A 24,675-nucleotide genomic window follows, 5' to 3' on the forward strand; every position below is an offset into this window, starting at 1 on the left:
TCCCGGCAGCTTACGTATAAATGGATAATAACGGCTCATGGTCCGTGAACATATAGAGCTGTGCCGGGCGCTGGGAGTATTGATTGGAGCTGAGCGGGTTCCCCGCTTCATCGCTCACTTCTTTTAATATACCCTGACGGCTGCGTGTTGACGTAATTTTGCGGATAAAATTCGGTTCTTTGAATTCCGGCACCACCGTCTGGATCACCTGGTACAGCTCGCTGAGCGTGAAATGGCGCGGCAGGAACTGCCGGGCAATCGTCGTCTGCAGCATCTGCTGCTGAATCCGCAGGTAGGCATCGGTAATAATATCATGGTGGTCAAAAGCCAGCTCCAGCTCCTCCAGCGCTTCCTGCAGGGTGAACAGGCCAACCTCGCCTGCATCATCCGAAGCCTGCCGTTGCTCCAGCATCCACTCCTCCACTAGCGCAAAGAAGGCGTGGCTGATAATCCAGCCGCGCGGGTCACGGCCCGGCTGGCTGTAGACGCCGAGATATTCCAAATGTCCGCCGTCCACGCCCGTTTCTTCCTTCAGCTCGCGCGTGGCAGCATCATAGATCGATTCATCCTCCTGGCAAAAGCCGCCCGGCAGGGCCCACATGCCCGCACACGGCCATTTTTTGCGCCGGACCAGCATCACCTTCAGCTCGCGCAGCGGCAGTGTCTTCGTGACGGTCTTCCGCTCGCGCTTGGTTAGTGTAAACATGACAATATCCGCCGGAACGCCATCCGGAGTGCGGTACTTCTTGGCGTTATAGGCTTGTTCCGCGTTCTCAGTCACTATAGATCATCCTTTGCCGTGCTATTGTTTGTTGTTCGTATCTTTTAATGTACCAAACCTGTCCGCCCAAAATCAACCGGAGCCGGCTTGCCGGCTTATGTAAAAAGGGACGGATTCACATCCGCCCCCGGGGTGTTCTGCATTAATCTCCGCAGGTGGAGGGCGGCGCCTCGGTGCCTGCTTCCACATTGATTTTATCCGAAACGGTATCCCTGATCACTGAAATCACCATCTGCAGCAGATAATTAATATCGCTCTGGCTCTGCTGGAACTCGTTCACGACCGGGATACTGTCGATCTCATCCTGCAGCGCTTCGATCTCACGTTCAATCTTCTCGACCATGGCCTGATTCTTGAAGCTCTCGAATGCCACGATCTCCTTCTGCTTCTTCTTAATCGTAGCAATGAGTCCCTGCACACGCTCGTGATTCAGAATCTTCTGCTCGGCCTGCTGAAAATGACGGACCTCCTCACTGGTGGAGATGAGTGCCGCCAAGTCCTTCGCCTTGCCCATAATATCCTCCCGGACAATTAAATCGCGGGTATTGTGGGTCTGCATGCCATATTCATTCCGTCGTGCTTCTTCCTGGCTCATTCTTCTCGCCCCATTTCTCTATAATTTAGAGGACCGCTGCGGCTTCCGCCTGATAGTCCCCCTGGATGTACCAAGTCTTCGCGCCGGTAATGCTCACCTGCACCAGCGTGCCGATCAGAGAGGGCGGGCCTTCAAAATGTACCAGCTTACTGTCTCGGGTACGTCCCGCCAGCATCCGGGCATTATTCTTGCTCTCGCCTTCCACTAATACCTCTACCCGCCTTCCCAGCATCCGCTCATTTCCCAGACGGCTCTGCTCCTTGATCAGATCATTCAGACGCTGGAGACGAGCGCTCTTGACCTCTGGCGGAACATTATCGTCCATCCCTGCTGCCGGAGTCCCTTCTCGCGGAGAATAAATGAAGGTATACGCCATATCATACCCTACTTCGCGCACCAGGGACAGTGTCTCCTCGAACTGCTCCTCCGTCTCACCGGGGAAGCCGACGATAATATCGGTAGTCAGCACCGCATCCGGGACGCCTGCCTTAATGTTACGGACCAGCTCCAGATAGGCTTCACGGGTATATTTGCGGCTCATGCGCTTCAGCACGGCTGTGCTTCCCGACTGCACCGGCAGATGGATATGCTCCACCAGATTGCCGCCTTTGCCCAGTACATGAATTAACTTATCGTCAAAATCACGCGGATGCGAGGTCATGAACCGGATACGCGGAATATCGATCCCCCGCATGTCGTCCATCAGGTCGCCGAAGGTATAATCGATGTCGGTAAAATCCTTGCCGTACGCGTTCACATTCTGCCCCAGCAGCGTTACTTCCTTGAACCCCTGGCGGGCCAGCTCACGCACCTCGGCAATCACATCCTCAGGGCGTCTGCTCCGCTCCTTGCCCCGGGTGAACGGCACAATGCAGTAGGTACAGAACTTGTCGCAGCCGTACATAATGTTCACCCAGGCGCGCAGCCCCTCCCGCTTCTTGGGCAGATTCTCAATGATATCGCCTTCCTTGGACCAGACCTCAATGACCAGCTCGCGGCTGAATACCGCTTCCTTGATCAGCTCCGGCAGGCGGTGGATATTATGTGTGCCAAAAATCAGATCCACGAAGCCGTACCGGCTCATAATCCGGTTGACCACGCCCTCCTCCTGGGACATACAGCCGCAGATCCCCAGGAGCAGGCCAGGCTTCTCCAGCTTCAGTGTTTTGAGATGGCCCAGCTCTCCGAATACCTTATCCTCCGCATTCTCGCGGATCGCACATGTATTAAGTAAAATAATATCAGCTTCGCTCCGGTCTTCAGCCGCCCGGTAACCGAGCTGCTCCAGCATTCCCTTCATCGTCTCCGTGTCATGCTCATTCATCTGGCAGCCGTAGGTGGTAATATGATAGCTTTTGCCTGCACCGAACTCTGCCATCTCCGGCGGAATGTCGAAATGATACAGCACCTCAATCTCTTCCTTGCCCCGCCGCTTGCCCTCCTTGTAATCGGGCTGGCTGTTGATCTGCACGTTTCTGCCTTTGATCCGGTAGGTGGTCTTGCCTTCAGTCTCGCTGATGATCTTGGCATCTGTGAAATCGAAATACTGCCCGTAATCCTTGCTCCCCTTCGCCATGCTAACGTCACATCCTCTGCTGATGTCCCCATATTTTCCGTGCTTTTCTAATGTCAAATTATATCATACCGCTCCCAAGATAATCCATTCTGTTCCTTCAGGATCTAGGGGCTTTACAGTAACGTATACGTTATAGTTTATAGTGTTAATCAGGAGGGGGCCGTAACTATGATCCGTATTGGAGATTTAGCGAAGACCGCGAATATCAGCAAAAGAACACTGTACCACTATGAGCATATAGGATTGCTGCTGCCCGCAAGGGTCTTAGAGAACGGTTACCGCTACTACGATAACCAAGCTCTAATCCGGCTTCAAAAAATTCTGTTGTTGAAATCTATCGGCTACACTTTAGAGCAAATAAAAGAGCTGTTACAGAATCAGAACCCTGCAGAGGAATCCGACAATTGGATAGCATCCTTGCATGAGCAGATCGAGCTGATCGAACGAAAAAAAGAAGAGTTAAGCCGTAAGCAGTATTATCTCAGGTCCACCCTTCATACCGTCCGGCTCAAAGGTACAGAGCATCTGCAAGATTTAATACAGGTCCTTGCGGCCATGAATGACCGTTCTCTAAACGATGGAATCATTCCCGCCGAATTCACGGAGGAGCCGGCACTAACTGCTGAGGAGGTTGAGCAGCTTAAGCTTCTCCCTGTCCTGGGCAGCAGCGGCAACAACGCGGAGGAGCTTGTACAGCTTTTAGAGCAAGCCGTATCATTAATGCCCTCATCTCCTTACTCTTCAGAAGCTCAAGAGCTGGCTGGCCGTTTGTATGACAAGGGACTGGACCTTTTTGCGGGTGATGAGAAGTTGCTTGATAAATATTGGGAACTGATCCGGCCCGCTGAGGGTGCAGCTCCTGTCGTGATGGGCATGGATAGCGCAGTAATGGCTTTTGTAGATGAGATGATCGGATATTATCTTCAGCATAGAGAGGAGAATCGGCATGAATAGAGGACAACAAGCACTGGGCATTCTTAAAAATCCTTGGCTGCTGGCTATACTGGCAGGAGTACTGATCCCGCTGTCAGCCTGTGGAACAACTGAAGATGCAAACCCTGGAAAGAAGGCTGCGGAGTCAACAGCAACGGTTGAACCGGAAGCGGACGGGATACTCGTAGAGGTGCTAATTGAAAGTGATGGTGATTCAGCACTCAACCTGGAGGTGGAAGTCAATGCCCGCGACCATCCGCAGAGTGTATATTCCGATGCTATCGAACTCCCTTACAGAGAGGAATTTGCTGTCCCCAAAGACACGTTCATACCACTAACCTCAACTAAAGTACAAGCAGAAAAGGATGCCGATGCCACTTGGATAAGCTGCACGATTCTGTATGACGGAGAGGTGGTAGCGACTCACAAATCCAGAGGAGATCGCGCGAAATCAGTATGCGAGAGGAAGTTCCGTCTGGGGCCGGGTTGAATGGGTCTTGATGGGGGAGCGAAAAGAAACACCCCATGCCATGGGCATAGGGCGCTTCACCGGGTAGCTATCTATTAATACAAGGTCTTCGTGGCATCGGAGGTAAAATGATTAATCTCATCGATCTTGCCCGCCTGTACCTTGGCAGGCCAAGCCGGATCACTGATCAGGGCTCTGCCGACCGCCACCAGATCGAATTCTTCCTTCTCCAGCCGCTCCAGCACGCGGTCGATGTTGTCCCCTTGATTCTTCTCCGTGACCGGGCTTGGAAAAGCGCTGTCCAGGCCGACAGAACCCACGGTGATCGCCGGTTTGCCTGTAATCTTCTTGGTCCAGCCTGCCAGATTAAGCTCCGAGCCTGCGAATTCCGGCTCCCAGAACCGCCGGGTTGAGCAGTGGAAGATATCCACGCCCGCATTGCTGAGCGGGGTCAGGAAGCGGGCCAGGTCTTCGGGAGACTCTGCCAGCTTGGCATCGTAGGCCCCGCCCTTCCACTGCGAGAAGCGGAGGACGATCGGGAAATCCGGTCCTACTGCCCGGCGGCAGGCATCGATCACTTCCACCGCGAAGGTGGTGCGTGCCTCCAGATCGCCGCCGTATTCATCGGTCCGGCGGTTGGTCTTCTCCCAGAAGAACTGGTCGATCAGATAGCCGTGGGCACCGTGCAGCTCAATGCCGTCAAATCCGATGGCCTTGGCCGCCTTCGCTGCCTTAGCAAAGGCACTGACGATAGCTTGAATCTCGCTCTTAGTCATCGGCTCCGTAACCTGCTCACCAGCCAGATTCAGCCCGGACGGACCAATCGGCAGCGCCGAAGCGTTAGGCAGTTCACCGATCTTACGGGCCATGCCGACATGCCAGAGCTGAGGCATAATCTTGCCCCCGGCGGCATGCACCTCACGCACGACTTGCGCCCAGCCCTCCAGAGCCGCTTCTCCATGGAAGTTCGGGATATCCTGATGGCTGACTGCCGCCGGATGATCGATGGCTGTGCCTTCGGTAATGATCAGGCCCACCCCGCCTTCCGCACGGCGGCGGTAATAGGCCGCCACCTCAGGACCTGGTACGCCTCCGGGAGAATGTACCCGGGTCATCGGCGCCATTACCACACGGTTACTGAGGGACAAGCCTCCGTATTCAAAAGGTTCAAACAATGCAGCAGCATTCATAATCCATTAGCCTCCCCTTCATACGATTGATTACTTGATGATTACTTTAAGTAAGCATAGTATGACGGTTCCCGGCAGCAAATGCAAATGACTGCCAGTATGAGAGATTAGGAGTAACCTTATAAGTCCAGAATGCCGGGTCTCGGAGTCACGCGGAAGGCAGCGGCCAGATCTGCCAGCTGCTGATCGGTAATCTTCTGCCGGATCTCTCGTCCGCCGATCAGGTTATAGACAATCGCGGCCTTCTCAATCGTTTCAACCAGTCCGAAGGTGGCATCCATCGTCGCCCCGGTAACAAAGATCCCATGCTGCGGCCAGATGACTACGCGGTACTCCTTCATCCGGTCGGCGGTAGCCCGGCCGATCTCGCTGCTCCCCGGCACCATCCAGGGAATAACGCTGACACCATCCGGGAAGACCACCAGACATTCTGTGCACATCTCCCACAGCGTCTTGGTGAATTTCAGCTCATCCAGCTCATGGGTGAAGGTCATAGCAATCACATTCGTTGCATGGGTATGCAGCACAATCCGGTGCGCCGGATCTACCTTCAGCCGTTCGATATGGCTCATGAAGTGGGAAGCCAGCTCACTGGTCGGAACAGCGCCGTTACGCAGTCCCCATAGCACCTCTACACTCTCGCCGCTGCTGCTGACACGCAGCACACCCAGATTGGCCTCCGGGTCCTTGATCACATTACGGAAATACTTGCCCGATCCGGTAACGATGAAGTATTTGCCCGCCAGCTCCGTTACAGGGAAGGTAAGGCTGATCGTACGCAGCGGCTCGCGGATATTGATATACTTGGATACCTCTTCTTCATCCAGGAGGTAACTGACGTTGCCCCCGTTCAACTCATCCCAGCCCAGCGACCACATATGATGGGTAATTTCGGACATTTCCTCGATAAAAGGCGCGGTGACGCCGGATATATACCCCTTGGATTCAATTACGGATGTACTCATTAAGCTCTCTCCTTCTATATGCACCTTCTGCATGCGGGTACTTGTTATTGTGTGAGTTCAGCAGCCTGATTCTATCTTAAAGCCAATACTTCCTGCTCATAGCGCTTCACTTCAGTCAGCCAGCCCTCGCGGACCGGGGTTCCCTGCGAAGCGCAGTAGTAATCCCAGACTGCACCGAACGGGTAAGACTTGAATTCTTCCACCAGGGCCAGCCGCGAGGTGTAATCTCCGGCCCGTTCTATGGCCCGAAGCTCCTCTATCGGCTCCAGCATAGCGCGCAGCAGAGCCTTGATCGTATTGCGCGTACCGATGACCCAAGCTGCCAGGTGATTGATACTGCCGTCGAAGAAGTCGAGGCCGATATGCGTGCGCGGCAGCAAATCTCCGCGCACCAGCTCGCGGGCAATCTCCAGCAGCTCATCATCCATCGTAACCACATGATCGCTGTCCCAGCGGACCGGTCTGCTGACATGCAGCAGCAACTGCTCGCTGAACATCAGAATGGAGCTGAGCTTGTTCGAGATTACTTCCGTCGGATGGAAATGCCCGGCATCCAGGCAGATAGCCTTACCGCGCGTCAGGCCGTAGCCCATGTAGAACTCATGCGATCCGACCACGTAGCTCTCCGAGCCGATACCGAACAGCTTGCTCTCCACGGCATCGATGTTGTACTGGGGATCAATCTCCTCGCTGAAGATTTCATCCAGCGATTCCTTGAGGCGCATGCGCGGTGCCAGCCGGTCCACCGGCGTATCCTTGTAGCCGTCCGGCACCCAGAAATTCGTGACACACGGCTGGCCCAGCTCGCGGCCGAAGTGCTCGGCAATGCTGCGGGCAGCCTTGCAATGCTTAATCCAGAAGCTGCGGATCTCTTCGTCCGCATGGCTGAGGGTGAAGCCGTCAGCCGCCTTGGGATGCGAGAAGCAGGTCGGATTGAAATCAAGGCCTAAGCCCTGCTCCTTGGCCCACTCCACCCAGTTCGTGAAATGGCGGGGTTCCAGCTCATCCAGATCCACCTGCTCCTTCGTATCGGCATAAATCGCATGCAGATTGACCTTATGCCTGCCGGGAATCAGCGAGAGGGCCTTCTCCAGATCCTGACGCAGCTCCTCCAGTGTACCGGCCCGGCCGGGGTAGCTGCCGGTCACGGCAATGCCGCCGCTCAGCTCCTTATCCTTGAACAGGAAGCCCCGTACATCGTCACCCTGCCAGCAGTGCAGCGATACTTTGATCTGCGCCAGCTTCTCTAATACCTCATCCGTATTAATGCCATGAGCGGCATATAATTTCTTGGCTTCGTTATAGCTGTTGATGATGCTCTGATCCATGCTGTGGCCTCCTAATTACGTATTGTGAACATTCGCTTCCGGTTGAAGCTGCTCCCAGCGTTCCAGCAGCTCCGCCAGTTGAGGAACCGGCTGCGGAAGATAAGACTGAATGGCGAAGGACTGGGAGATGATCTGCCGGGCTTCGTGGATGTCAGCCATGCGGCCCGCCTCGATCATCTGTACAGCCAGATTACCTAAGGCTGTAGATTCTGCCGGTCCGGCCAGCACCTCCCTGCCGGTCACATCCGCCGTCAGCTGGCATAGCAGCCTATTGTTAGCGCCGCCGCCGACAATCTGCAGCACTTCGGTATGCTCCCCGGTGAGGTCTTCCAGCTCAGCCAGATAGCTGCGGTAGGATAGCGCCAGACTGTCGAAGATACAGCGGGCCAGCTCACCCGGAGTCTGCGGCACAGGCTGACCGCTCTCCAGGCAGGCCTGGCGGATCTCCTGAATCATATCGTCCGGATTCAGGAACCGCGGATGATTGCAGGGAATCAGGCTGCGGAAGCCTCCGCATTCGCCGGCGTGCTCTGCCAGTTCTGCGAAGCTAAATCTTCCGCCGTCCAGCCTGCGCACTTCCTGGATCAGCCAGAGGCCCATAATATTCTTCAGGAACCGGTAAGTCCCGTAAGCGCCCCACTCATTGGTATAATTGGCTGCCATCGCTCTGCTGTCATTGAGCGGGTGATCCAGCTCTACTCCCAGCAGAGACCAGGTCCCGCTGCTAAGGTAGGCTGACGCACGGTCCTTCTGAGCAGGAACACCAAGCACCGCAGAGGCCGTGTCATGTGTAGCCACGCAGATCAGGCGGCACTCCGGCAGATCATACCGTTCCACCAGCTCCGCTGAGAGGAAGCCAAGCTCTTCCCCCGGCTCAGTCAACAGAGCGAACTGTTCACGCCCAAGACCCAGGAATTCCAGCAGCTCAGGATCGTAATCACGGGCTGCAAGATTGAGTAGCTGTGTCGTGGATGCATTGGTCACCTCGTTCATCTTCCGTCCGCCGAGCCGGTAGTAGAGATAGTCCGGCACCAGCAGAATCTGATCGGCCGCCTTCAGCTCTTCCCGGTCATGTGCGTATAGCTGATACAGTGTATTGAAGGTAAGCTGTTGAATTCCGGTCTTGGCGTATACCTTATGCGGTGGGAGCTGCTTCGCAACCTCCTCCATCACCCCGTCCGTCCGGCGGTCACGGTAGGCATAGACCTCATTGATCCGCTTACCTTCGGCATCCAGCAGCACATAATCCACCGCCCAGGTATCAATGCCAAGGGTGCACTTGTGAATTCCAGCCAGCTTCGCTTGATGAAGCCCCTTAATAATCTCATCTATTAAATAATCCATATCCCAGAAGCAGGAGTCTTCCTGCTCCGTGAAGCCATTGCTGAAACGGTGAAGCTCCGCGAGTTGGAGGCTCCCGTCCACAAGCTGTCCGAGTACCAGCCGTCCGCTGGAGGCGCCGATATCGACGGCAATATGATAGGTCATAGGGAATCTCCTATTCTTTGGGAGTGATTTACAGAATTTTGCGGAATAATGCGATTACTTCATCTTTAGTTGGAATAAAAGGATTACCGGGTGCGCAGGCATCCTTCATCGCATTCTCAGCAAGCAGATCGAGATCTACTTCAGCAACACCAAGCTCAGACAGCTTGGCAGGGATGCCAACCTCCTTGGACAGGGCCTTGATCGCCTCAATGACGTAATCCGCACATTCCTTGTCGCTTCGCCCTTCGGTCTGCAGCCCGGCCGCTCTGGCGATCGCTCTGAATTTCTCCGGCACATGCTTGGCATTCTCTTCTTCCACGTAAGGAAGCAGCATCGCATTGCATACACCATGCGGCAGATCATAGACCCCTCCGAGCTGATGGGCCATGGCATGCACGTAGCCTAAGCCTGCATTATTAAAAGCAAGACCGCCGAGGAAGATGGCATAGACCATCTGCTCACGCGCTTCAATATCGTGTCCGTCCGTCACCGTCCGCGCCAGATTGGCGAAGATCAGCTCCACCGCAGCCAGTGCGGTAGCATCGGTTACCGGATAGGCGCCTGGAGTGACCAGCGCTTCAATGGCATGCGTCAGAGCATCCATACCCGTAGCCGCCGTCAGCGCAGCGGGCTTATCAACCATCAGCTCCGGATCATTCACCGAGATGGTGGCGATGCTGTTCTTGTCTACCATGACCATCTTGATCTTGCGCTCTTCATCCGTAATCACGTAGTTGATCGTCACTTCACTTGAAGTCCCCGCCGTCGTGTTCACCGCGACAATCGGCAGCGATTTGTTCTTGGATTTGTGAACGCCTTCATAATCGGCAATATGCCCGCCGTTGGCGGCAACAATGCCGATGCCCTTGGCCGTATCCTGCGGCGAGCCGCCGCCGATAGAGATCAGATAGTCGCATTCGTGCTGCTTCAGAAATTCCACGCCGTCATGGACGTTTTTGCAGGTAGGATTCGGCTTCACTTCATCATATACCACATACTGAATTCCCGCTTCATCCAGCACAGCCAGCAGCCTTCCGGCGATCCCGCTCTTCATCAGGAACTTGTCTGTGACCACAAGCGCCTTGTGCAGATTCAGCTCTTGAATGTACGGGGCGATGTCCTTCAGACAGCCCTTTCCCATAATGTTAATTGAGGGCACATAATAGACATGAGTACTCATTGCTTAACCAGCCTCCCGGGCATGTAAATAGTTAATGGACACTGTATGCGCACATCTCTCTGTTGACCTTTTCATCGTACTGCCGTTAATCTGTGTTGTCAACATATTAAACACAAAATAAGTTGTTTTTATTTGTTTATTGTTTGTTTTGTGGGAAATAAACGATTATTATTGTGGTTTTCAGAGCAAATCCGGCTGTTTATGTTGTACAACACAGAAATAACAGTCTATATTAAGACTATCAACACTGGAAAGGTGATACGTATGCTCGCTGCCGAAAGACGCAAAAAAATAATCGACCTTGTCCATCAGGACAAACGGGTGCTGGTGTCCGATCTGAGCCGGATGTTCGAGGTGACAGAGGAGACGATCCGCAGAGACCTGGAGAAGCTGGAGAAGGACGGCATTGTAAGCCGGACCTACGGCGGAGCCATGCTGAACAGGCATACGAATGAGGACCTGCCTTTTCTGACCCGGGGAGCACTCAATACGGATATCAAGCGCAGAATAGCGATCCAGGCGCTGGATCTGATTAATGACGGGGATACACTGATGGTGGACCCCAGCTCGACCTCGTTTGAATTCCTGAAGCTGCTGGGTAATAAAAGTAATCTGACGATCATCACCAATTCGATTAATATTCTCCATGAGTTCGCAAGTTCGAGTCACAGCATTATTTCTACAGGCGGCTCACTCCGCCACCGCTCCCTGTCGCTAGTCGGCCCCGTAGCCCATGAGACCATTCAGCGCTACAATGTGGACACCGCCGTAATCAGCTGTAAGGCTCTGGATATGGACCGCGGGGTCACCGACTCCAATGAACCGGAATGCGAGCTGAAGAAATACATGCTGCGCCAGGCACACAAGGTTGTGCTGCTCGCGGACCATACCAAGTTCGACCAGACAGCCTTCGCCAGGCTCGCAGAGCTAAGCCGGATCGATGTGCTGATTACCGACCGCAAGCCTTCGGAAGCGTGGCTGAAGCTATTATCCGAGAAGAATGTGGAAGTATTGTATTAAGGTCATGGACGATCTATCATGGGAGATTCATCTTAGGGAGGAGAATTAAGCAAATGGGCAAAAAGAGAAAAACCTTACCTGCCGACTTCGGCGAGCTGATGAAAACAGGGGATATTGATCTGCTAAAGGCTGTGTTTGAGAAATGTGACTGGAACGCAACCTCGGGATACTACAAAGAACCCGCGCTCAGCATCCGGCAAATTCCGGATGAGCTGGTCCACTGGCTGGTGGAGCAGGGTGCTGACATCAACGCCAGGGATAAATATAAGCGTACTCCGCTGCATTCGCAGGCCGGACACTGGTCGGGTAATATTCCGCTGTTCCTTGCACTTGGCGCTGAGCTGGAAGCCCTGGATTATCAGGACGAGACCCCGCTGCACGCTGCTGCCAACTACTACCGGACTGGGGCGATCCGTGATCTTATCGCTCACGGCGCCAACATCCATGCTGTGAGCAAGCGCGGGAATACTCCGCTGGGGAAGGCCTTGATCAACTGCCGGAATGCCGATATCACCGGCATGGCTGAGATCGCGCAGATGATGCTTGCGGCCGGGGCAGAAGTCACACCGGAGATGAGGGAATCCGTGACGAAGATCGGCAAGAATTTTGAATTCAGCAGAGCTAATTTCAATAAAGACTACCTGGATGATACCGTAGCGGCCCTGGACAAGCTGTTCGGTGTGGAGCCTGTAGCCGCGCGGGTGATGCATGACGGCGTTTCTAAGATCGGGGTTAAGAGCACAAGGTGGCAGGATCAGCATCAGGAGCTGTGGGAGGCGCTCATCCCCGGCTCAGGACCCGCGCTTACCGTACAGGGGGAGGTCATTCGCATCACCGGGCGGATCTCTTATGAAATCATGAATAACGGCGGCGGCAACTGGGATGCGGATTTCCGTAAAATGCTCAGTGCGCTGCTTCTGCACTTCGCCTCAGGCACGCCTCTGGACCCTGCGCAACTGAAGGAAGCTGCGGAATTAGCCGGTTACCTGCGCCATGGCAACGGCAATGACGAACCGGCCAGATTATGCGAATTGGCCGTGAATTGGGTACTGGCCAATCCACAGCCTGTTTCCTTGCCGCAACCAGATTACAAACGCTAAACGCTGAACATCCGGTACTTATCCTGATCCCTATGAAGAAGCAGCTCCCTTGGAGAGCATGATATTCAGAATGGCCTGGTCTGTGGCGGCAAGCCCCTCCTGAACCAGGGTCTCCATATTCTTGATCGTATCCTCTACCTTCTCGAAAATGACACCGTCATTCAGACTCGCGGAGATATTGTTCATGGCGAGGGTAGCGGATTGAATAGCCGCGTTGGTGGCCGTGGAGATTTTGAGTGCACAGGTTGGCTTGGCACCGTCGCAGATCATGCCTGAAGTAGAGGCAATCGTGTTCTGGATGGAGTGCTTGATCTGCGCCAGCGTCCCGCCCATCAGATAGACAATGCCGCTGCCCGCCCCTACTCCGCCGGCAATGCCTGAGCCGCAGAGCGGGGACAGACGGCCAATGTAATGCTTCACATGAATGGTAATCAGATTGCTGAGCGCCATCGCTCTGGCCAGAGTCTCCTCATCCTTGCCGAGGAGCTCGGCCAGGGCAATGACCGGCATAGTGCAGGCAATCCCCTGATTGCCGCTGCCCGCCGTAGTCATTACCGGCATAGCACTCCCGTCCATCCGTGCATCGGATGCTGCTGCCGTTGCAGCGATGATCCGGTTCGCCACATCCGCGCCGAACAGATTGAGGGCGGATTGCTGGCTCATTTTCCGGCCCACCTGGAGGCCATACTCCCCGCGCAGCCCTTCCTCCGAGATCGCCTTATTCATCACCGCTCCCTCCAGCAGGAAGCGAAGATCCTCGAACGGTGTATTCTGAACGAAGGCATAGATATCCTCGAGGGAGACCGAGTATACCTCAGGGTCCAGGCTAAGCGGGTCGCCGCAGTCGGCCTTGTCCAGCTTCGGCTCAAGCCGCCGGCCATCCTTCGCAAGATACTGCACATTCGTGTGCTCTTTTACCAGGATCGCTGTGGCGGTATGGTTCTTGCTGTGTACTCTCGCTTCTATATATAGCTTCTCCGGCGTATCCTTGAGCTCAACCTCCAGCAGCTTCCGCTCCAGCAGTCCCTCTGCACTTGCCAGCTCCTCCGGGGTCAGCCCGGACAGAATCTCCAGCTTCCGCTCCGAACGGCGCACCACCGCACCCAAGGCCGCCGCTATCGGCAAGCCCGTCTGGCCTGTACCGGGAATCCCTACGCCCATCGCATTCTTGATGATATTGCCGCTGAGCAGCAGCTGAATCGCTGTAATCTCCTCTTCCACCAGTTCAGCGGCCAACGAGACGGCATAAGCTACCGCTATCGGTTCGGTGCAGCCTTCTGCCGGCATAATTTCTTTGTGCAATACTTCCAGTAGGTTAACCATCTGTGCATCACCATTCCCTCTGTCTGTCGATCTGTGTCTATATCTGTTTCTATATATAGTACATCAGATAGACGATCCGGGGAATCCCCGTTATTACCCATCACCCGTCCAGCTTCACCAGCCGCTTCAGCCCTTCCGTACAGGCCCAGCCCCCTGCCCCCGCCAGTATTGTATTATGAAACAAGCTCCAGGCCAGCGAATACGTCATACTGCCAACAATCACCTCGACCACAATAAACCGCAGGATATCCCGCTTCGTGATGAGATAGACTCTGAATTCCTGATTACGGGACACCTGCCATCTCCCCCGTCTATTTTCATGCTTCTGTACTTATATGCTTCTGGCGGGTTGTCTGATGAAAAGTACTGCTCTTTTGGTTTGGGGCAGATCTTTATTGAGGAGTGAGATCAACGTGAGCACTTAGATGAACGCTCCGCTGTTTAAACTGGAGGCGAAATACATAACATTCTATAAAATACAAAATATTAATCTCAATGATACGAATTTAGTAACGCTCAATTTTAGCATGGACCAACTGACTCTGAATTTACTGAATGCAGCCCAAAAGAGCTAATGTAGTGTATAAATACACTTGAATTCACCAAAAGTGAGCAAAACGAGCAAATATAGTGTATAAGTACACTTGAATTCCAAAAAGTGAGTAAAAATGAGCAAATGTAGTGTATAAGTACACTTGATTCAAGGGGATGTATCCCTTTCACTTCCCGTACGGCCAACGTACGGCCCGGCTTCCGGCCAAAGCCAAAAAAGAAGAGGCTGCCCATTCAGCCATTGCATGGCTACGGGACAGCCCCCCCCTAATATCAATGCTTCAGTTAATTGCTGCTGCTTACTTCGACTCCACCGCATGGCCGCCGAATTCGTTACGCAAGGCGGCGACGACTTTGCCGGTGAAGGTGTCGGTCTCAAGCGACCGGTAGCGCATGAGCAGAGCCATGGCGATGACCGGAGTCGCTGCCTGGAGGTCGAAGGCTGTCTCCAGGGTCCAGCGTCCCTCGCCGGAGGAATGCATGACGCCCTTGATGTCCTCCAGCTTGGCATCCTTGGAGAAGGCGCGCTCGATCAGCTCCATCAGCCAGGAGCGGACCACCGAGCCATTGTTCCAGACGCGGGCCACCTGCTCGAAGTCAAAGTCATATCCACTTTTCTCCAGCACCTCGAAGCCCTCGCCGATCGCAGCCATCATCCCGTATTCGATCCCGTTGTGCACCATCTTGAGGAAATGTCCGCTCCCGGATTTGCCGGCGTACAGATATCCGTTCTCTACCGCAGTGTCATGGAACAGCGGTTCAACGACTGCCCACGCTTCCTCATCGCCCCCGACCATGTAGCAGGCCCCACTCCGTGCGCCTTCCATTCCGCCGGAGGTTCCCGCATCCAGGAAGTGAATTCCATGGACACCGAGCTCCTCATGACGGCGGATTGACTCTTTATAATGAGAGTTTCCGGCTTCAATGATAATATCTCCCTTGGATAATAGCGGCGCCAGTTCAGCAATTACCGAATCTACAAAAGTGTGGGGAACCATGATCCAGAGAACGCGCGGGGCATCCAGCTTGCCCGTAAGCTCCTCCAGGCTGGCTGTCCCGGACGCGCCGCGTTCGGCCAGTTCCTGCACCGCAGCAGGATTCACATCATACGCTACCACCTCATGGGCATGCTCCAGCAGGTTCTGGCCGAGATTGAAGCCCATTTTGCCAAGTCCGATTAAGCCGACTTTCATTAGAAATCCCTCCGAATAGTGTAGTCATATCTAAGCTAACTCTGTCCGCTTGGTGTTATTACCGCCTACTGCCGCTTATGCTCCCGGCCGGATGACTTCCGGCTCTGCCCCTGTTGTCCGGTGAACGCGTGCAGGCTCTGTATTCTCCGGTTCATCCAGCCACCAGTGGAACTCGCCAAGGAGGTGTTCTGCCGCCGCCGGGCCGTTAGAGCCGGCAGGATACAGGTGCAGCGGCAGGCTGCCTTCTGCTGTTGCTTCGATTATAGGCTGAACCCATTGCCAGGACAACTCTACTTCCTCCCAATGAGCGAAGAAAGTGGCATCGCCGAGCATCGCATCATAGATCAGATTCTCATAAGCCTCCGGCACATCGGGATTGCCCGGCTCATGCTTAATGCTAACCGGCTCAAGCTGCCCGTGCTGAAGCGGATTCTTGGTATTCAGAGTCAGGGAGAGGCCCTCATTCGGACCAATATCAATCACCAGCAGATTAGGGTCAAGCGGCAGCTTGTTACGGTTCTTGTTATGCACATCATTAAACGGCTCTTTGAATTCTATAACAATCCGCGTGGATTTCTCCTTCATGCGCTTCCCTGTACGAATGTAGAATGGCACATCGTTCCATAGCGGATCATTGATCCACAAGCGTGCAGCAATATACGTCTCATTCTGTGAAGCGGCTGCGATTCCCGGTTCAGCGGTATATGCAGGCACTTGCTGTCCGCGCATCTCCCCCGCTGCATACTGGCCTCGCACTACATGCTGCACTAGCTCTTCAGTGAGCAGGGGGCGGACGGAACGGATGACATGCCGCTTTTTGCTGCGGACGTCCTCTGGTGTGCTGCCCTTCGGAAGCTGCATCGCCATCATCATGAGCAATTGGAGCATATGGTTCTGGAACATGTCGCGCAGCGCGCCAGCCTTATCATAGTAACCCGCACGCTCTTCCACCCCCACCGTCTCACTGGCGGTAATCTGGACATTCGCGATATACCGGTTCTGCCACAAGGCCCGCAGCACAGGGTTAGAGTATTTCAGCACCTCCAGGTTCTGTACCATTGGCTTGCCCAGGAAGTGGTCAATACGGAAGATTTCCTCCTCTGCAAAAGCTGCGCTCAAGCTCTCATTCAGCACCCGTGCCGACTGCAAATCCCGTCCGAACGGCTTCTCGATAATCAGACGTTTCCAGCCCTTGGTATCCCCAAGGCCGCTGGCATGGATGCCCGCCGCAATCTCCCCGAAAAATTCGGGACCGACCGACAGATAGAACATCCGGTTCTGCGGAAGCCCCAGGTCTTCCTCCCGGCGCTGTACATGCCCAAGCAGCTTCACATAATCCTCAGGACGTCCGACGTCCAGCACACTATATTCAAAAGCCCGCAGGAAATTCTGCAGCACCGCTGTATCCTCTACCGGACGGCGTGAGAAGGTACGCAGCGAATCCAGCACCTGACGCCGGAACGTCTCGTTAGTGAGCTCCCTTCTGCCCAGCCCAATGACTGAGAGAGGACCCGAAAGCTTGCCATCAGTGAACAGGTTGTATAGAGCGGGGAAGATTTTCCGCTTCGCCAAGTCCCCGGTTGCGCCAAAAAGTACAAATGTAGATGATTCCACTTTCATTCCTCCCGTTGTTATCATTTTATTATATAGTTACTTATTATTACTCAGGAACTTTATAACACATCATACGACTATAAAATCAATTCGTCAATCTCAATTCGACATTTACGATAATTAACCAAACATGCCAAATAGCAGGCCTTCTATTTAGAAGACCTGCTGCGTTACTCAGAACCATGAGGCTACGAGATCATTGAACGGCTTGTAGATTACAACCAGAAACAGCAAGGGGCTGGGAACCTGAATTTTCAGAATAGTACAGCCCGCAGCAGCGAACCCGCCGATCCAGAGGATGAAGTACACCCAGCGGTCCCGCCGCTTCTGCCTTCCCTTCAGGTTAGGGAGATCAATCAGCATACAGCCCGCAGCGATGAGAAGAAAAACAAACATCATCAGCATTGTGTTCACTCCTTGATTTCATCAACAAAAGAATTATCAATCGTACCGATCCGGTTAATGGTTACAGTGGCTTTGTAGTGAATAGGAAGGTTTGCAAGATAATTCTCCTGTTCCTGCAGCTCGTACCAGGCTTTGGGACTCTTTCGGTAGACGGATTGGCCGAATCCAAAGCTATCCACATTATAGTTCTCGGTAATATTCTTTACCGCCCCTTCCATCCGCTCTACAATCCGCTCCTGCGTCTTCAGCTCCAGCTCATGAATTTTGCCCTCGGTATCAATCTTGTCCGGCCCCTCGATCTCCTCCACGTTGCATAAGGCTTCCACACTCAGAAAAATATGCGGCTTGCCGTCAATGATCTTCACCTTTCGTTTGGTAGTAGTTGTCAGCGCCTCCATCACGACCAAGCTTCCATTCTTGTCTTTGAAATATCCCGTGTTCTTGGTGACATTATCAATCACATAGTTGTAACCCACGGTAACAGAATCATCCATCCAGCCGATCAGCTTGTCCTTTCGGAAGATCGCTACGCTTTTATAATTAAGCCTTGCATTCGGATCCGTCCGTTCCACATTGGCCTTCTCACCGCCTGCCTCCGGGTCTCCATCCAACTCAACGCCGGTTAGAACGGGGTTCCTTCCTTCATAGAGCAGATCCTCGATGAAATCGTCCAGCGTAACCGCAACCGTCTTGGAAGAGATTTGGTAGGATTTGTCCAGTGAATTGAACAGCTTGTTCGCCGGCAGCCGGTCCAGTGGAGTTAGCACCTTAAGCACTTTCTCAGCAGTCGTCTTTCGCGCCACCATAACATAGAAATCCATACGCGGCTCCCGGCTTCTTTTCATTACATCCAGCGTCTCGGCAAGGCCGTCACGGGCCAGCTCTTCACCGACAACAAGCACACGGATATGCCCCATATAAGGAGAACGGGGGGCGAACAGGTTGAACTTGCGGAGTGATTCATAGATCGTTTTGACCTTGAAGCTATAGAGCACGACCGGTACACCGCTTCCCCCTGAACCTCCCGCGCTCTGTGAGGTGATGGAGGAAGGAATAACTACCTGCATGGAGACCTTGTAGCCGTCCTCCGCCTTGTCCAGACCCAACCCCAGCACAAAAGCCAGCTCATTCAGCTCCTTGCGCTCCCAGCACCCGCTGAGCAGCATGGGAAGCAGCAATAACGGGATACAGGCAGCCAGCGCCTTCGCCATCCGCTTCCTCATATTAAGACCCCCCACGCTTGTGCGGAGCCTGCCGCCTAAGGTTCTGGGTGCGGTTCTGCTTGGGTCTGGTCCGCAGCATCGGCCAGGTCAGCCTGAAGATCGAATCCTTAAGATCTTCCTGAATATAGGGACCGATCGGACTCAGATAGGGAACGCCGAACGAGCGCAGGCTGACGAGATGCAGCACCAGCATGAACACGCCGCATAGAATTCCGAACAGTCCCATGAATCCAGCCAGGCCGATCATCACAAACCGCATAATTCTCGCCGCCACCGCCATTCCTGCTTCCGGGATGACAAAGCTGGAGATTGCTGTAATCGACACAATGATGACCATGGCCGAAGAGATGAACCCGGCGGCAACCGCCGCTTGCCCGATGACCAGCGTACCGACAATGGAGACCGCCTGGCCGACATTCTTGGGTATCCGCACGCCTGCCTCCCGCAGAATCTCATAGGTCAGCTCCATAATCACCGCTTCAATGAAAGCCGGAAACGGCACTGTCTCCCGCTGGGCGGCCAGACTGATGACCAGATTGGTCGGAATCATCTCCTGATGGTAGGTGGTAACCGCCACATAGAAGGCAGGCGCAAACATCGTCAGGAAAAAGGCTAAAAAACGGATTCCACGCAGAAGCGTGGAGATATCCGCCCGCTGATAATAATCCTCCGCTGACTGAAAGAAGGAGACAAACACCGTCGGTGCCAGCAGTACAAACGGGGTCCCGTCCACAAGAATGGCGACTCTCCCCTCCAGAATCCCTCCGGCAATGGTATCGGGGCGGTCACTGTTATAAATAGTGGGAAACGGCGTAACCGCTGTATCCTGAATGAACTCCTCAATATACCCGCTCTCCAGAATACTGTCGGTATCGATAGCATTCAAGCGGCGCTTGACCTCAGCGACCAGATCGGGATTGGCAATATGCTTCAAATACATGATAGAGACACTGGTTTGCGTCACGCGGCCGATCTGCAACGTTTCCAGCCAAAGCTGGCTATCTTTGATTTTGCGGCGGATCAGAGCCGTGTTCGTCCGCAGATTCTCGGTGAAGCCCTCCATAGGGCCGCGCACCACCGACTGTGAACTGGGTTCACTGACGTTGCGGTCCTCCCAGCCGGGCAGGCCGATCCGCAGCGCCGCCGCCGAGCCCTCCACCATAATCATTACGTTGCCGGACAGCAGGTCATGAATGAAAGGACTGTAGTCCCGAACGATGGTAATGTCGCCGGCCAACAATACGCGCTTGCTGAGAATCTCTATTTTCTGCTCAGGATTCTCCTCCTTCAGCAGATCACAGATCCGTCCTTCCTGAAGCGAATACAGAATGGAATTATGCAGCAGTTGATTGTCGATCAGACCATCTATATAGAAAACAACAAGCTCCGTATGCTCTCCCAGCTGCAGCCTTTTACTGACCAGATCTGTGCTCTGGCCGAGCAGCTGTGACAGTTGTTCCGCGTTGACCTCCAGGCGTGCAGATAATTTGCCGTTCGCTTCATCCTTCATGCGCTCTACCCTCTTCTCCTGAACAATTCGGTACCATGATAGTTTGGTTGGAGGGCTAGTTAATTATTCCGAAGCTAATATAAGGCATATAACACATATTTTTTGGAAGGAGCTGTCATACTAAGAAGATTGCAGTAAGCCAGATTTATGACTCTTGGAACAGAAGGGAGGCCGCTTAGGAATGGGCATCGAAAAGGAACGGATCAGCACCGCGCAGATGGTCATACTCGGTCTGTTCACCTTCATCGGGGACATGGCCCTGGTCTATCCGACCACCATGACAACAGAAGCCCACCAGGATGCCTGGATCGCCGCATTGATAAGCTTACCGCTCGGCATGGCCCTTATCTACCTGCTAATCACTGTAGCCAACATCAGTCCAGACCGGACCATTATTGAAATCAGTCAGCAGGTGCTGGGGAAATGGGCTGGCATTGCCGTGGGCATATTTTATCTGAATTTCTTCATCCTTGCCTCCTCGACGTATGCCCGGGAAATGGAGGATTTCCTGACGACTCAAATCTATGAAGGGACGCCCGGCGGAGTCATCCGGTTCATGAGCTTGGTGATCCTGGTGTACGGGCTGCGTCTGGGGCTGGAAGCAGTCGGCAGAGCGGCGCAGGTGTTCTTTCCGCTGTTCACTCTGTTTCTCGTCTCGCTGGTGGTACTCTTATTTCCGCAGGTTCAAATAGACCGGCTGTACCCGATCATGACCACGCCTCTGCCAGGAATGCTGCATTCCATCATGTTTGGGGTCTTTTACCCGTTCGGGGAACTGTGCGTGTTCTTGATGATTTACCCCTTCACCCGCAAGAGCAGTAAGATTAACCGCAACATCTTCATTGCACTCTTCGCAGGAGCCGTAGCGCTGAATCTGATACTGTTCCTCTCCCTGACCGTGCTGGGCGTCTATTTCTCGGAGCATAATTTCTATGCCGCCTATATCCTGGCCCAAAAAATCAATATTGCCAACTTTCTGCAACGGCTGGAGGCTCTGATGGCGACCGCCTGGATTATTACCACTTATTTCAAAACAGCGCTGTATTTCTATGCCTTTGTCCTGGGCACTGCACAAATGTTCAAGCTGAAAAGCCACCGTCCGCTGATCTTCCCGGTTGCCTTCCTAATCTATGGACTCTCACAGCTCAGCTCCAATGATATTGTTTTCTATGTAAAAGAAATTCCGGCATATTGGGTCGATTGGAACCTCACAGTCTCCTTCGTTCTCCCAATGACGATCCTTATCGTCTATAAGGTTAGAAAACGTAACCCTGCCTCACAAAGATAAAAGAAGGAGCTGTTACTGTAGCGTTCTCCCGGCAGGTCCCCTATAATAGGAAGCAATGAAATGTTTCTATTTTGTCATTGTAGGGGATGAACTGCAGCATGATGAAACAGTTGTTCGAGCCTGTGCTGTTCGATAACCGGCAGTCGCTGATCTGGGACTACCGGATCTATACCGGCGACCATTATAAAGGGTATTACCATTGGCACCAGTGCTGTGAAATCATGTTCGTGCACCGGGGTCAAGGCAGTATTGTGGTCAACCAGCAGATGTATGATATTCGTCCGGGGATGCTGTTCTTTTTCCAGCCCTATCAGCTGCACCGGACCTATTCGGAGGTCTCTCCGGAGCGTCCGTTCGTACGCACGATCTTCTATCTCGATCCGCATACTGCCGAGCAGCTGCTCCAAGGCTTCCCCAAACGCAGGGCTGTCTTCTCTGCGCTCTGGCAGGGCAATAATCCCTCTTGCGGCTTCGATCTCAGTGACCGCATAGAGACCATGGAATGGATCTTCGCGAACTATAACCAGTGCCGGAGCAAAAGCACCGGGGAAGAGACTGAGGATATCTCCATGCTCCTGCTGCAGCTCCTCAGCTGTCTGGGAACTGGAGAACAGTCGCTGATCCACACCGGAGACAAGCGGCAGCTTCGCTATTCGGAGCAGATCATGAACTGGATTGAAGCCCATTACCACGAGGAGATCAGTCTGGAGCAGCTGGCCGCAGAGACCCATCTGTCGAAATCTTACGTGTCGCGGATTTTTCATCTGGAGACCGGCGGACGGCTCGTGGATTATCTTACAGCCCGCCGGCTGAAGCAGGCCTGCCGGCTGCTGGAGACCACGGACCTGACGGTGGAGCGGATCGGCAGCGCTGTCGGATTCCCGAATCCCTCCTACTTCAACCAGCTGTTCAAGCGGGTGCTTGGCCTTTCTCCGCTGCAATACCGTAAGGGAACCTGAGATCCGCTTGCGAGGAATAGGACAATAAAACAACATTTCGTGATATCAAATGACAACTTCCGGTTCGTCAGAGGCGTTATACTGAGACCATAAACGAATTCATGTGGAGGCCTCAGCGATGACAACAGCTTATTGGCAGGAAGTAATGAACAAGCTGGATACGAAGGTATCCAAGATGATAGAGCAGCTAGGCGGAAGAAGCCCGCATATGGCCGGAGAAGACGGCCGGTTCGACAACCCTGCTACGGACTGGTGGACCTCCGGCTTCTGGCCGGGAATGCTCTGGGTCATGCAGGATATGACGGGCAAGGAGCTATATAAGAACACTGCATGGGACTTTGACAAAACGATTGGACAATGGTTCGCGAAGCCGACCGAGGAGCTGCATCACGACGTCGGCTTTCAGTTCCTGGCTACTGCCGTGATCAAGCATACGCTGACCGGTGATGCAGAGGGCTTGCGCCGGGGGCTTGAAGCGGCGAACTATCTGGCTGCTCGTTATAATCCTGCGGGCCGGTTCATCCGCGCCTGGAACGGGGACAAGCACGGCTGGGTGATCATCGACTGCATGATGAACATCTCGCTGCTGTTCTGGGCCAGCCGGGTGACCGGTGATCCGCGCTACCATCATATTGCAATCAGCCATGCCGAGACCGCCATGACGTATGGCGTGCGCGAGGACGGGTCCACGAGACATATTCTCTCCTTCGATGCCGCGACCGGCGCTTATCTGGAGAACTTCGGCGGACAGGGATATTCGTCTGAATCCTGCTGGAGCCGGGGTTCAGCCTGGGGGCTGTACGGCTTCACGAACACCTACCGCCACACCGGAGAAGTGCGCTTCTTGAATACCGCCAAGCGCATCGCCCATTACTTCATTGCAGCTCTCCCGGAAGATCACGTGCCGCACTGGGACTTCCGGCTGGCAGATGACAAGCGCATGGCCAGAGACAGCTCGGCCGCAGCGATCGCCGCCTCTGGCCTGCTGGAGCTGGCAGAGCTTGTACCGCCGGGCGAGAAACGCGTGTATGCGGATGCCTCAGAGCGCATTCTGCGTTCGTTGACCGAGAGCTACGCTACCTGGGAGCAACCAGGGCATGAAGCCATCCTGCTGCACGGCGCAGTCAGCGGCGACTCCCACATGGATGTGTCGCTGATCTACGGCGACTACTTCTACGTTGAAGCTGTAGCAAAGCTGAACGGCTGGAAGCACCGGGTGTTCTAGTCTGGCTGGCAGCAGGCACAGAGAGCTTGCTTGGACGCGCGAGCCGAATGTAATCGGAAAACCGATTACATTTGGCGCTGCGCAGGCGTGTGGGCCCGATGTAATCGGAAAACCGATTACATTTGGCGTTGCGCAGGCGTGTGGGCCCGATGTAATCGGAAAACCGATTACATTTGGCGTTGCGCAGGCGTGTGGGCTGAGTGTAATCGGAAAACCGATTACATTCGGTGCTGCGCAGGCGTGTGGGCCCGATGTAATCGGAAAACCGATTACATTTGGCGTTGCGCAGGCGTGTGGGCCCGATGTAATCGGAAAACCGATTACATTCGGTGCTGCGCAGGCATGTGGGCCCGATGTAATCGGAAAACCGATTACATTTGGCGCTGCGTAGGCGTGTGGGCCCGATGTAATCGGAAAACCGATTACATTTGGCGTTGCGCAGGCATGTGGGCCCGATGTAATCGGAAAACCGATTACATTCGGTGCTGCGCAGGCGTGTGGGCTGAATGTAATCGGAAAACCGATTACATTCGGCACTGCGCAGGCGTGTGGGCACAGTTGTTTTATTCACATAGATAAATTTCGATTCTTTCTTTCCTTCTCCCGATATTGTTACGCTTCAACTTCATTTCTCCTACTCCTGTTTTCTTCAAGTGAGTTCCGCCGCAGTTATACAAAAATAACAATATAAAAAAAACAAACAGCGAATCCCCCATGGAAGATTCGCTGTTTAAGTCAACACCGCCGGACATCCGGCT

22 protein-coding genes are annotated in these 24,675 nt (G+C 53.9%); 7 read left to right on the top strand and 15 right to left on the bottom strand.

Features of this window, described 5'->3' with window-relative positions:
* Nucleotides 1-10: 10 nt before the first annotated feature.
* From MKX63_RS30535 to miaB, 3 genes are all read right to left on the bottom strand, one after another.
* Nucleotides 11-781, bottom strand: a complete 771-nt coding sequence (locus MKX63_RS30535) for an NUDIX domain-containing protein (RefSeq protein WP_445321783.1) — start codon at nucleotides 779-781, stop codon at nucleotides 11-13.
* Nucleotides 782-923: 142 nt separating this feature from the next.
* The gene (locus MKX63_RS30540; protein ID WP_341022491.1) at nucleotides 924-1,376 is read right to left on the bottom strand and encodes a RicAFT regulatory complex protein RicA family protein; all 453 of its coding nucleotides are present in this window, start codon (nucleotides 1,374-1,376) and stop codon (nucleotides 924-926) included.
* A 25-nt stretch (nucleotides 1,377-1,401) separates the two neighbouring features.
* Nucleotides 1,402-2,952 (bottom strand): tRNA (N6-isopentenyl adenosine(37)-C2)-methylthiotransferase MiaB, encoded by a 1,551-nt coding sequence (gene miaB / locus MKX63_RS30545; protein ID WP_341022494.1) that lies wholly within the window; start codon nucleotides 2,950-2,952, stop codon nucleotides 1,402-1,404.
* Between the two features lie 168 nt (nucleotides 2,953-3,120).
* Here miaB and MKX63_RS30550 point away from each other — a divergent pair, with 168 nt between their 5' ends.
* Entirely contained in the window at nucleotides 3,121-3,906 is a 786-nt protein-coding gene (locus MKX63_RS30550) for a MerR family transcriptional regulator (RefSeq protein ID WP_341022496.1), read from the top strand.
* Complete coding sequence (locus MKX63_RS30555) at nucleotides 3,899-4,375, top strand: hypothetical protein (protein WP_341022497.1); 477 nt, start codon at nucleotides 3,899-3,901, stop codon at nucleotides 4,373-4,375. Before MKX63_RS30550 ends, MKX63_RS30555 begins: the two co-directional genes overlap by 8 nt.
* Nucleotides 4,376-4,449: 74 nt before the next feature.
* Here MKX63_RS30555 and MKX63_RS30560 read toward each other — a convergent pair whose 3' ends face one another.
* The 5 genes from MKX63_RS30560 to MKX63_RS30580 all read right to left on the bottom strand — a co-directional run bounded on the left by MKX63_RS30560 (nucleotide 4,450) and on the right by MKX63_RS30580 (nucleotide 10,505).
* A complete protein-coding gene (locus MKX63_RS30560; RefSeq protein WP_341022498.1) occupies nucleotides 4,450-5,544 on the bottom strand; it encodes an NADH:flavin oxidoreductase in 1,095 nt (364 codons plus the stop codon).
* Nucleotides 5,545-5,663: 119 nt separating this feature from the next.
* Nucleotides 5,664-6,509: a rhamnulose-1-phosphate aldolase gene (rhaD, locus tag MKX63_RS30565; protein ID WP_341022499.1), complete on the bottom strand. Its 846-nt coding sequence runs from the start codon at nucleotides 6,507-6,509 to the stop codon at nucleotides 5,664-5,666.
* Nucleotides 6,510-6,580: 71 nt separating this feature from the next.
* Nucleotides 6,581-7,837: an L-rhamnose isomerase gene (gene rhaA / locus MKX63_RS30570; protein WP_341022501.1), complete on the bottom strand. Its 1,257-nt coding sequence runs from the start codon at nucleotides 7,835-7,837 to the stop codon at nucleotides 6,581-6,583.
* 15 nt (nucleotides 7,838-7,852) lie between these two features.
* Complete coding sequence (rhaB, locus tag MKX63_RS30575; RefSeq protein ID WP_341022503.1) at nucleotides 7,853-9,325, bottom strand: rhamnulokinase; 1,473 nt, start codon at nucleotides 9,323-9,325, stop codon at nucleotides 7,853-7,855.
* Between the two features lie 28 nt (nucleotides 9,326-9,353).
* Nucleotides 9,354-10,505 (bottom strand): iron-containing alcohol dehydrogenase, encoded by a 1,152-nt coding sequence (locus MKX63_RS30580; RefSeq protein ID WP_341022504.1) that lies wholly within the window; start codon nucleotides 10,503-10,505, stop codon nucleotides 9,354-9,356.
* A gap of 264 nt (nucleotides 10,506-10,769) precedes the next feature.
* On the opposite strand from MKX63_RS30580, the gene MKX63_RS30585 reads away from it, so the two are divergent.
* Nucleotides 10,770-11,525, top strand: coding sequence for a DeoR/GlpR family DNA-binding transcription regulator (locus tag MKX63_RS30585; RefSeq protein ID WP_341022506.1), 756 nt, complete (start codon nucleotides 10,770-10,772; stop codon nucleotides 11,523-11,525).
* Nucleotides 11,526-11,578: 53 nt separating this feature from the next.
* Nucleotides 11,579-12,625, top strand: coding sequence for an ankyrin repeat domain-containing protein (locus tag MKX63_RS30590; protein WP_341022509.1), 1,047 nt, complete (start codon nucleotides 11,579-11,581; stop codon nucleotides 12,623-12,625).
* A 30-nt stretch (nucleotides 12,626-12,655) separates the two neighbouring features.
* On the opposite strand, the gene MKX63_RS30595 is transcribed toward MKX63_RS30590, so the two are convergent.
* From MKX63_RS30595 to MKX63_RS30625, 7 genes are all read right to left on the bottom strand, one after another.
* On the bottom strand, nucleotides 12,656-13,927 hold the full coding sequence (locus MKX63_RS30595; protein ID WP_341022511.1) for an L-cysteine desulfidase family protein: 1,272 nt from the start codon (nucleotides 13,925-13,927) through the stop codon (nucleotides 12,656-12,658).
* Between the two features lie 121 nt (nucleotides 13,928-14,048).
* Nucleotides 14,049-14,243 (bottom strand): hypothetical protein, encoded by a 195-nt coding sequence (locus MKX63_RS30600; RefSeq protein ID WP_341022512.1) that lies wholly within the window; start codon nucleotides 14,241-14,243, stop codon nucleotides 14,049-14,051.
* Between the two features lie 556 nt (nucleotides 14,244-14,799).
* The gene (gene gnd, locus MKX63_RS30605) at nucleotides 14,800-15,693 is read right to left on the bottom strand and encodes a phosphogluconate dehydrogenase (NAD(+)-dependent, decarboxylating) (protein WP_341022514.1); all 894 of its coding nucleotides are present in this window, start codon (nucleotides 15,691-15,693) and stop codon (nucleotides 14,800-14,802) included.
* A gap of 75 nt (nucleotides 15,694-15,768) precedes the next feature.
* Nucleotides 15,769-17,307 (bottom strand): glucose-6-phosphate dehydrogenase, encoded by a 1,539-nt coding sequence (gene zwf / locus MKX63_RS30610; RefSeq protein ID WP_341022516.1) that lies wholly within the window; start codon nucleotides 17,305-17,307, stop codon nucleotides 15,769-15,771.
* 174 nt (nucleotides 17,308-17,481) lie between these two features.
* On the bottom strand, nucleotides 17,482-17,712 hold the full coding sequence (locus tag MKX63_RS30615; protein WP_341022518.1) for a hypothetical protein: 231 nt from the start codon (nucleotides 17,710-17,712) through the stop codon (nucleotides 17,482-17,484).
* Between the two features lie 5 nt (nucleotides 17,713-17,717).
* Nucleotides 17,718-18,935 carry a Ger(x)C family spore germination protein gene (locus MKX63_RS30620; RefSeq protein WP_341022519.1) on the bottom strand — a complete coding sequence of 406 codons (1,218 nt, stop codon included), beginning with the start codon at nucleotides 18,933-18,935 and terminating at the stop codon, nucleotides 17,718-17,720.
* Between the two features lies 1 nt (nucleotide 18,936).
* Nucleotides 18,937-20,445: a spore germination protein gene (locus MKX63_RS30625; RefSeq protein ID WP_341022521.1), complete on the bottom strand. Its 1,509-nt coding sequence runs from the start codon at nucleotides 20,443-20,445 to the stop codon at nucleotides 18,937-18,939.
* 181 nt (nucleotides 20,446-20,626) lie between these two features.
* On the opposite strand from MKX63_RS30625, the gene MKX63_RS30630 reads away from it, so the two are divergent.
* From MKX63_RS30630 to MKX63_RS30640, 3 genes are all read left to right on the top strand, one after another.
* Entirely contained in the window at nucleotides 20,627-21,733 is a 1,107-nt protein-coding gene (locus MKX63_RS30630; protein WP_341022525.1) for a GerAB/ArcD/ProY family transporter, read from the top strand.
* Nucleotides 21,734-21,831: 98 nt separating this feature from the next.
* The gene (locus tag MKX63_RS30635) at nucleotides 21,832-22,692 is read left to right on the top strand and encodes an AraC family transcriptional regulator (RefSeq protein WP_341022527.1); all 861 of its coding nucleotides are present in this window, start codon (nucleotides 21,832-21,834) and stop codon (nucleotides 22,690-22,692) included.
* A 118-nt stretch (nucleotides 22,693-22,810) separates the two neighbouring features.
* On the top strand, nucleotides 22,811-23,917 hold the full coding sequence (locus tag MKX63_RS30640) for a glycoside hydrolase family 88 protein (RefSeq protein ID WP_341022529.1): 1,107 nt from the start codon (nucleotides 22,811-22,813) through the stop codon (nucleotides 23,915-23,917).
* Nucleotides 23,918-24,675 lie beyond the last annotated feature (758 nt).

The organism is Paenibacillus sp. FSL R7-0179, assembly GCF_038002265.1.
Classification (GTDB): Bacteria; Bacillota; Bacilli; order Paenibacillales; family Paenibacillaceae; genus Paenibacillus_AQ.

Excerpts from the sequence above, each read along its gene's own strand:
- MKX63_RS30540 (WP_341022491.1), bottom strand. The coding sequence starts at position 1,376 with ATGAGCCAGGAAGAAGCACGACGGAATGAATATGGCATGCAGACCCAC.
- miaB (WP_341022494.1), bottom strand. The coding sequence starts at position 2,952 with ATGGCGAAGGGGAGCAAGGATTACGGGCAGTATTTCGATTTCACAGAT.
- MKX63_RS30550 (WP_341022496.1), top strand. The coding sequence starts at position 3,121 with ATGATCCGTATTGGAGATTTAGCGAAGACCGCGAATATCAGCAAAAGA.
- MKX63_RS30555 (WP_341022497.1), top strand. The coding sequence starts at position 3,899 with ATGAATAGAGGACAACAAGCACTGGGCATTCTTAAAAATCCTTGGCTG.
- MKX63_RS30560 (WP_341022498.1), bottom strand. The coding sequence starts at position 5,544 with ATGAATGCTGCTGCATTGTTTGAACCTTTTGAATACGGAGGCTTGTCC.
- rhaD (WP_341022499.1), bottom strand. The coding sequence starts at position 6,509 with ATGAGTACATCCGTAATTGAATCCAAGGGGTATATATCCGGCGTCACC.
- rhaA (WP_341022501.1), bottom strand. The coding sequence starts at position 7,837 with ATGGATCAGAGCATCATCAACAGCTATAACGAAGCCAAGAAATTATAT.
- rhaB (WP_341022503.1), bottom strand. The coding sequence starts at position 9,325 with ATGACCTATCATATTGCCGTCGATATCGGCGCCTCCAGCGGACGGCTG.
- MKX63_RS30580 (WP_341022504.1), bottom strand. The coding sequence starts at position 10,505 with ATGAGTACTCATGTCTATTATGTGCCCTCAATTAACATTATGGGAAAG.
- MKX63_RS30585 (WP_341022506.1), top strand. The coding sequence starts at position 10,770 with ATGCTCGCTGCCGAAAGACGCAAAAAAATAATCGACCTTGTCCATCAG.
- MKX63_RS30590 (WP_341022509.1), top strand. The coding sequence starts at position 11,579 with ATGGGCAAAAAGAGAAAAACCTTACCTGCCGACTTCGGCGAGCTGATG.
- gnd (WP_341022514.1), bottom strand. The coding sequence starts at position 15,693 with ATGAAAGTCGGCTTAATCGGACTTGGCAAAATGGGCTTCAATCTCGGC.
- MKX63_RS30615 (WP_341022518.1), bottom strand. The coding sequence starts at position 17,712 with ATGCTGATGATGTTTGTTTTTCTTCTCATCGCTGCGGGCTGTATGCTG.
- MKX63_RS30620 (WP_341022519.1), bottom strand. The coding sequence starts at position 18,935 with ATGAGGAAGCGGATGGCGAAGGCGCTGGCTGCCTGTATCCCGTTATTG.
- MKX63_RS30625 (WP_341022521.1), bottom strand. The coding sequence starts at position 20,445 with ATGAAGGATGAAGCGAACGGCAAATTATCTGCACGCCTGGAGGTCAAC.
- MKX63_RS30630 (WP_341022525.1), top strand. The coding sequence starts at position 20,627 with ATGGGCATCGAAAAGGAACGGATCAGCACCGCGCAGATGGTCATACTC.
- MKX63_RS30635 (WP_341022527.1), top strand. The coding sequence starts at position 21,832 with ATGATGAAACAGTTGTTCGAGCCTGTGCTGTTCGATAACCGGCAGTCG.
- MKX63_RS30640 (WP_341022529.1), top strand. The coding sequence starts at position 22,811 with ATGACAACAGCTTATTGGCAGGAAGTAATGAACAAGCTGGATACGAAG.